General features: G+C 78.5%; 1 protein-coding gene. It reads left to right on the top strand.

The window, feature by feature from the left end:
* Window positions 1–339: PucC family protein (locus ACLBXO_RS31835; RefSeq protein WP_447687928.1), on the top strand; the 339-nt coding region annotated here is incomplete at both ends.

The raw sequence follows: 339 nt of genomic DNA, 5'->3' as shown, positions 1-339 counted from the left end.
CTCTTCGCCCTGGCGAGCGGCGCGTCGGCGGGGTCGGACTTCCCCCTGCGCGCGACGGTCTTCGCCCTCGGGGTGGCCAACGGCGCCTACGCGGTCGCCGCCATCGGCTCGATGATGGCGCACGCCGGCCGCGGCGACGCGCGGGAGCGCGGCACCCGCATGGGCGTCTGGGGCGCCGCGCAGGGCGTCGCCTTCGGGGCCGGCGGCTTCCTCGGGGCCGTGGCGGTCGGCGCCGTCCGGCTCGTCACCGCCGAACCCGTCCAGGCCTACGCGGCGGTCTTCGCCGCGGAAGGGCTGCTGTTCCTCGTCGCGGTCGTCCTGGCGGCGCGGCTCGAACCC

The organism is Methylobacterium sp. C33D (genome assembly GCF_053345825.1).
This window is presented reverse-complemented; position numbering and strand designations above follow the sequence as displayed.